Source organism: Nitratireductor sp. CH_MIT9313-5 (assembly GCF_037029545.1).
In the GTDB taxonomy this organism is placed as follows: Bacteria; Pseudomonadota; Alphaproteobacteria; order Rhizobiales; family Rhizobiaceae; genus Chelativorans.
Window position 1 is genome coordinate 1 of sequence record NZ_JAYMER010000016.1, and the last position, 6,730, is coordinate 6,730.

Annotated in this window: 7 protein-coding genes; 2 read left to right on the top strand and 5 right to left on the bottom strand. The window is 62.9% G+C overall.

The window, feature by feature from the left end; translation table 11 throughout:
- Window positions 1–181: 181 nt before the first annotated feature.
- Genes WA367_RS12575 through WA367_RS12590 form a run of 4 tightly spaced genes read right to left on the bottom strand, consistent with a single transcriptional unit; the run spans window position 182 to window position 4,775 of the window.
- Window positions 182–1,702, bottom strand: coding sequence for a tripartite tricarboxylate transporter permease (locus tag WA367_RS12575; RefSeq protein WP_336057129.1), 1,521 nt, complete (start codon window positions 1,700–1,702; stop codon window positions 182–184).
- Window positions 1,703–1,711: 9 nt separating this feature from the next.
- A complete protein-coding gene (locus tag WA367_RS12580; protein ID WP_336057130.1) occupies window positions 1,712–2,203 on the bottom strand; it encodes a tripartite tricarboxylate transporter TctB family protein in 492 nt (163 codons plus the stop codon).
- A 54-nt stretch (window positions 2,204–2,257) separates the two neighbouring features.
- A complete protein-coding gene (locus WA367_RS12585) occupies window positions 2,258–3,241 on the bottom strand; it encodes a Bug family tripartite tricarboxylate transporter substrate binding protein (RefSeq protein ID WP_336057131.1) in 984 nt (327 codons plus the stop codon).
- Window positions 3,180–4,775 (bottom strand): sulfatase, encoded by a 1,596-nt coding sequence (locus WA367_RS12590; RefSeq protein ID WP_336057132.1) that lies wholly within the window; start codon window positions 4,773–4,775, stop codon window positions 3,180–3,182. Before WA367_RS12590 ends, WA367_RS12585 begins: the two co-directional genes overlap by 62 nt.
- Before the next feature lie 86 nt (window positions 4,776–4,861).
- Between WA367_RS12590 and WA367_RS12595 the strand changes: the two genes are divergently transcribed.
- Window positions 4,862–5,776: a LysR family transcriptional regulator gene (locus tag WA367_RS12595; RefSeq protein WP_336057133.1), complete on the top strand. Its 915-nt coding sequence runs from the start codon at window positions 4,862–4,864 to the stop codon at window positions 5,774–5,776.
- A 27-nt stretch (window positions 5,777–5,803) separates the two neighbouring features.
- The gene (locus tag WA367_RS12600) at window positions 5,804–6,115 is read left to right on the top strand and encodes a hypothetical protein (RefSeq protein WP_336057134.1); all 312 of its coding nucleotides are present in this window, start codon (window positions 5,804–5,806) and stop codon (window positions 6,113–6,115) included.
- Window positions 6,116–6,125: 10 nt separating this feature from the next.
- Here the strand turns inward: WA367_RS12600 and WA367_RS12605 are convergent.
- Window positions 6,126–6,730: IS3 family transposase (locus WA367_RS12605; protein WP_336057135.1), on the bottom strand; the 605-nt coding region annotated here is incomplete at its 5' end.

Sequence of the window (6,730 nt, forward strand, 5' to 3'; positions counted from 1 at the left end):
CTGATCCAGAATGGTGTCGCATCCTCTGTTCTGCTCGATCTGGCTGGGCAGGATGAGACGGTGCGCGATGAAGCAATCCGCATGTTGGGGCCGAAAGCTGGCAGGCGGCTTTCGGGTGTCGATCCTCTTCTTCGGACATTGGCCGCAATGCAGAGTAGGCCAGCAGTTCGCCGTCCTTCCGCTACGCGATTTCCGGACCCTCTTTTTCGCCTGCGTTTGCTCCCTTCCTCGACGCCCTTACGATCGAGTAGATGATTGACAGGAGCAGGATCAGATCGATCGCCAGGATCGTGGCGCAGATCGGCCTCTCGAAGAAGATCCCGACACCGTCACGCGAAATCAGCAGCGACCGCCGCAGATTGGCCTCCATGATACCGCCGAGGATCATCCCGATGATCAGCGGCGCGAGCGGGTAGCCGGCGCGGCGCATCACGTAGCCGACGATACCGAAGGTCAGCATCACCCAGAGGTCGAAGATCGAGTTCTGCAGCGAATAGGTGCCGAGCGTCGACAGGAGGAGGACGGCGGGTAGCAGCCAGGCCTTGCGAACCTTCAACACGGAGCCGAACAACGGCGCGAGGAAAACGCCGAGCACGAGCAGCATGATGTTCGACATGATGTAGGCGATGAAGATGCCGCCCGCGACCTCGGGACTGTCGCGGAAAAGGTCCGGCCCCGGGAAGAACCCGAGCAGGATCAGCGCCCCCATGAGGACGGCGGTCGAGGCGTCGCCCGGGATGCCCAGCGACAGGGTCGGGATGAGGGCGCCGCCGCAGCAGCCGTTGTTGGCCGCCTCGGTCGCGACGACACCGCCCTCCGCCCCCTCGCCGTACTTCTCGTCGGCGCGGGCAAACCGCTTGGCGGCCGCGTACGAAATGAAGGCGCTGACATCGCCGCCCGCTCCGGGAATGGCCCCGAAGAATGTTCCAATCATCGACGAGCGCAGAAGATTGAACTTGTGCGCGATGACGAGCCGAAGGGCGTGGAAGGACACCCGCAGGCGCTGCACGGTCGGCTTGGCGAGATAGTTGCCCGCCTCGAACTGGTAGAAGATCTCCGACAGCGCAAACAGCCCGACGACCACGGCGACCAGATGCGGCCCGCTCGACAGGCGGAAATCGCCGAAGGTGAAGCGGTACGCGTTGGTGAACTCGTCGGTCCCGATCATCGACAGGAAGAGGCCGAGGCCCCCGGCGAGCAGTCCCTTCAAGGCCGATCCGTCCGACACGAGCGCGATCGTCAGCACGCCCAGGACTGCCATGGCGAAGTATTCCGGGGGCGCGAAGCGCAGCGCGAACTGGGCGAGCAGCGGCGAGAAGAAGACGAGCATCAAGCCCGCAAAAAGGCCGCCGAGCGCCGACGATGTCATGGACAGTCCGACGGCATCCTGTGCGCGGCCTTTCTGCGCCATAGGAAATCCGTCGAAGAGCGTTGCCGCGGCGAGCGGCGTGCCCGGTATCCGCAGCAGGATCGAGGAGATGGAACCGCCTGCAGACCCACCGATATAGACGGCGATCAGCATGCCCATGGCGGCGATCGGCGGCAGATGGAACGCCAGCGGCAGCAGAAGCACGATGCCCATCAGCGGGCCGAGGCCAGGCAGAACGCCGATGACGAGCCCGCCGGCGATGCCAAGGGCCGTCAGGAGCAATGCTTGCAGATTGAAGAAAAGGGGCAGCCCCTCGCGCAGCAACTCGAACATGCGGCCCCGTCAGCTGAACATGGTGATGTTGAACATGCCGACCGGCAAAACGACGTTGAGCAGGCCCTCGAAGACGAAAGAGGCCCCAAGCCACAGCGCAACGCTACCCAGAACCGCCGGCACGATGCCAAGGCCCAGAGCGCGCGTCATCACGATCAACAGGACCGGTGTCGCGATGTGAAACCCGGCATGGGGAAGCAGCAGCAGGTAGCCGACAAACAGTGCCGCAAGAGCGATGCCGAGACGGGTGCCGACGCCGACCTCGAGCGCGGATTGTCCCTGCACGCGTCCGAGAAGCAGGCGTATGCCATGGATGGCGACGGCGACGCTCATCAGTGCCGCGATCACGCGCGGGTACAGGGCCGCATTGTCGAGAGGCCCGCCGGAGGCCGCGCCTTGCTCGGCAAGCGATGTGGCGGACTGCCAGAAGATGACGACGGGAATTGAGGCAAAGAAGATCCACGCGATCCAGTCGAACGCGTGCGCACGGAACCTCGACATGGTGTTCTCCGGGAACAGGGACGGCGGCTGGTTTGCCGCCGTCCCGGCCCTTGATTACTTCGTTTCCTCGAGCTTTTCCTTCTCCCAGGCGATCGCGTCGATGCCCGACTTGAGATCGGAGGCCACCGGCGCGACGATCTCCTCGTACTGGTCGGGGCCATAGCCGAGCGGCACATAGCCCATGTCAAGCAGCCGCTGGTTGACGTCGTCGCGCGCCAGCGCATTGCCCATTGCCTCCTGAAGCTTGGCGACGACATCGTCCGGCGTGTCCTTGCGGACCAGCCACCAGTTCCAGCCCATCGGCGCAAGCCCGGTCATGCCAAGTTCGATGCCGAAATCTTGGACACGCGGCGCACCGTCATAGGTCTCCGACGCGCCTTCCAGTTCCGACAGAACGGCAAGCACCCGCACGTCATCCTTGTTGGACCTGTAGACACCGGGATTGATGACCATGAAATCCAGCACGCCGCCGCGCAGATCCTTGATGGCGTTGTCGATCTCCGGATACGGCACGACCTGGCCGACGACATCGGAAGTCTGCATGACCTTGGCCGCCACCATGTGCGGCAACGCGTCGGTCACGCCCGGCGAGTAGCGCAGGTCGCCCGGGTTTTCCTTCATGTAGTCGACGAGCGCCGGAAAATCGGGGAACCGGTCGTCGTCATTGCGGACCACGATCGCGAAGCTGTTCGAGGTGGCCGACCAGAGCGGCGTGAAGTCCTCGTACGTCCACTCGGCATTGCCGAACATCGGCTGCAGGACGAGCGGGGCGACGTATCCGTCGAAGATCGTGTAACCGTCCGCCGGCTTGTCCAGCGCCGTCTGGAAGGCCTTGGTACCCGCCGCTCCTGGCGTCGAGACGACGGAGATGTTGACGCCGAGCTCCTCGCCCATGGCGTCGGCGATCACCTGGCTTGCCGCCATGGTCGCGCCCGGTCCCCACGGGTAGATGTTCTCGATGTTGCGCTCCGGAAATTCAGCCTGCGCGCTGCCTGCGAGCAGCATCATCGCTGCGGTCAGTCCCAGCAATTGTCTCATCGCTTCCTCCCTTTGTTGTCTGCGAATTGAGGTCGTACCAGCGGTAGACTTCCGCCGGTGTGTCGTGGATGCGGAGTTCCCGCTCCAGATGGCCGTAGAGAGCTGCGGAAACCTCCGCCTTCTCGACGGGAGACTGTTGACGCGGATCGGCATCGAGATCGAAGAGACGCGTTCCCGGATCGCCGAAGCCGAGGCCGTCATTGTTCGGCACGCGCTTGGCGTCGCGTGTCGCGTCGATGCCGAGCACCGGCACGCCCTTGGTGAAGTCGAATGGCGGCACCAGGCGCGCGGTCCGCAATTCGTCCACCGTGAAGGGCGCAGTCATGTGCGCGGGCGCCAGCGTGTATTCCACCAGGCCTTCGCGGGTGATGTCGGGCGGGTAGTGATAGAGCACATGATGGCCGTCGGTGACGCCGATCGGCCCAGAGAAGACCCCGAAAACCGCCGCGTCCCTGACCGGCCTGTCTTCTGCGAGTGCCGGGAGGATGCTGCGGCCCGTGACTTCCGCGGGCACGGGGATGCCGTACAGCTCCAGAAACGTCGGCATCAGGTCCATCGTCTGGGTCAGCTGGCCGCAGCGGCTGCCGGCACGGCCCGCAAGATCCGGATGATGGACGATCAGCGGAATGTGCGAGACTTCCTCGTAGTAGGGCATACGGCATTTGCCCCACCACCCGTGCTCGGAGAGCAGGAAGCCATGGTCGGTGGACAGGACGATGCACGTGTCCTTCCACATGTCGTGTTCGTCGAGATAATCGATCAGCCTGCCGAAATACTCGTCGCACATGGCGACGAGCGCCGCGTAATTGGCGCGGATCTCGGCGATCTCCTCCTCGCTCTCGACGACGCGCTCGTAGTGCGGCCAGTCGAGAATGCGTCCGGCATAGCCCGAATCATAGGCTGCCTTGAAGCGATCCGGCGCGTGGAACGGTTCGTGCGGATCGAAGCATTCCAGCATCAGAAACCAGTCGTCCGCCTGCCGGTTGCGATCGAGGAAGTCGAAGGCCGAGGCGAAACAGCGCGGGCCGGGAAAGCTCTCCTCGGTCGTCATCGTCTCGCGGTTGATGGCGTGCTGCATGCGCTTGTCGCGCGCGCCCACATCGTAATGCCGCTCGTCATATTTTGCGCGGATGCGGTCGACGGGCGGCTCCACCATCGCGACCCAGGGATCGTATTCTTGGCCCCGAATGAAGTCGTAGCTCGAAAAACGGGTATGAAACCCGTGTCCGCCGTCCTCGAAGTAATGCAGGTGGTCCGACACCAGATGCGTATAGACGCCGTTGTCCTTCATCATCTGGGCGAAGGAATTGTCGAACGGCTCCAAGGGACCCCACGAGCGGTGCGTGAAGTTGAGGCGGCCCGCATGCATGTCGCGCCGTGCAGGCATACACGGCAACGACCCGACATAGTGCCGGTCGAAGCTGACGGCGCGGGCCGCAAACCGGTCGAAATTCGGCGTCTGCACGGCTTGGCCGCCATAGGCGCCCATCGCGCTGCGATTGAGCGAGTCGAACAAGACAAAGATGGTGCGCATTACTCCTCCCTGCGGCGATACTGGCTTATGCAGACGATAAATGATAATGAGAATATCTCGCTCAACGATATCCGAAAGTTATCAATATGCGCCTGCTCGTGTCCCGCCATCTCGAGAATTTCCTGGCCTTGTACGAGGCGCGGAACATGCATGTGGCCGCCGAGAGGAAGGGGATCAGCCAGCCCGCGCTGACGAAGAGCCTCAAGGTTCTGGAAGACGATCTCGGCACGGAGCTGTTTGTGAGGACGCACACCGGTCTCGAGCCGACCAACGCCGGCCGGGCGCTCTTCAGGCATGCGCGGGCAATCGACCAGGAGGCGCGCTTTGCCGAACTGGACGTGCGCGACGTTCACGAATCCATGGGCGGCCGCATTCGCATCGGTGTCGGGCCGGTCCTTGCTGTCAGCACCTTCCCGCCGATCCTGGCCGAATTCCATCAGCGGTTTCCGAAAGTGGAGATTTCGGTGGAGACAGGCATCTCAAACCATTTGGTGGACGGGCTGATGCGCGAAAACTTCGATGTGGTCGTCACGGCTCTCCCGGAGGTGCCCCTCCCGGATCGTTTCGCCGCCTATCCACTCTACACGACGGGCATGGCCGTCATCTGCCGCCGCGGGCATCCGCTGGAGAAGCAGGGAAAGATCACGCGCGACGATCTGGGCGGCTACGGCCGGGTCGGGTTTGTCGAGGACCGCGAGTTCGAGAAAAAGTCGCGGCATGTTTTCGGATCCCGCGCCGACCAGCTTCGCCCGATCGTGCAAACGACGTCGCTGACGGTCATGTTCGGCATCCTCGCGGCGACGGACTACTATGCGATCGTGAGCTCGATGATCGTCCCGAGAGCCGAACGCGAAGGGCTGGTTTCGTTCAGCCCCGCGGAGGGACTGTGGTCACTCGACATCGAGCTCATGTGCAAGGCATCGCTCGCCAATACAAAGCCGATCCGCATGCTGCACGAAGCGCTTCTCGGCGCGCCGTCGTCATCCGTATCGGTTCGCTAGTATCCCGTTCGACGGGGCCGACATGTCTTGTGCCGCCAGTTTCGGCGCGCGTTCGCCAGCGCGGCGCCGGACGATCACCTCAAGATCGTCGTGCCGGGCCCCGGCGGCGAGGAGGCGAAGCGGTCGCTAAAGGGGTATAAGTGGCCGCAGGAGACGGCTGCTTACGATAAGTCGCAAAGCCTGCTCCTTCGTCAAGATTGGGGGCGCAAGGCTGCCGTATCCGATAACAGCATTAGCTCTTTCATTGCATTTTCAGCTAATAAGGCCACAGGTGAGGCCAAGCTGGCCCGCTTTAGTAACCAATCCTTCCTGAACCGCGCCGGGTTTACCGGAGGCTGATTGATCTTAGTTACGCGGCCATGTCTGATCTTTCCAGAGCCGCGTAGTAGTTTGCTTCGGCCTCTACTGGGGGAATGTTTCCGATGGGTTCCAGCAGGCGGCGGTTGTTGAACCAGTCGGCCCATTCGAGTGTGGCGTATTCCACGGCATCGAAATTGCGCCATGGCCCACGCCGATGGATGACCTCGGCTTTGAACAGTCCGTTGATCGTCTCGGCCAGGGCATTGTCGTAGCTGTCGCCGACGCTGCCGACGGACGGTTCAATCCCCGCTTCGGCCAGACGCTCGGTGTAGCGAATGGACAGATATTGCGACCCGCGATCCGAATGATGAACCAGGCCCGACCCAGGTTGCCGCTGATGAACGGCCTGTTCGAGGGCGTCGAGAACAAACCCGGCATGGGCCGTTCGACTGACCCGCCATCCCACTATGCGACGCGCAAAGGCATCGATGACGAAGGCCACGTGAACGAAGCCCTGCCAGGTGGCGACATAGGTGAAATCGCTGACCCACAACATGTTCGGCGCCGGGTCCTTGAACTGACGGTTCACCTTGTCCAGCGGGCATGGCCGGGACTTGTCCGGGATCGTCGTCCTGTGTTTCTTGCCACGGATGA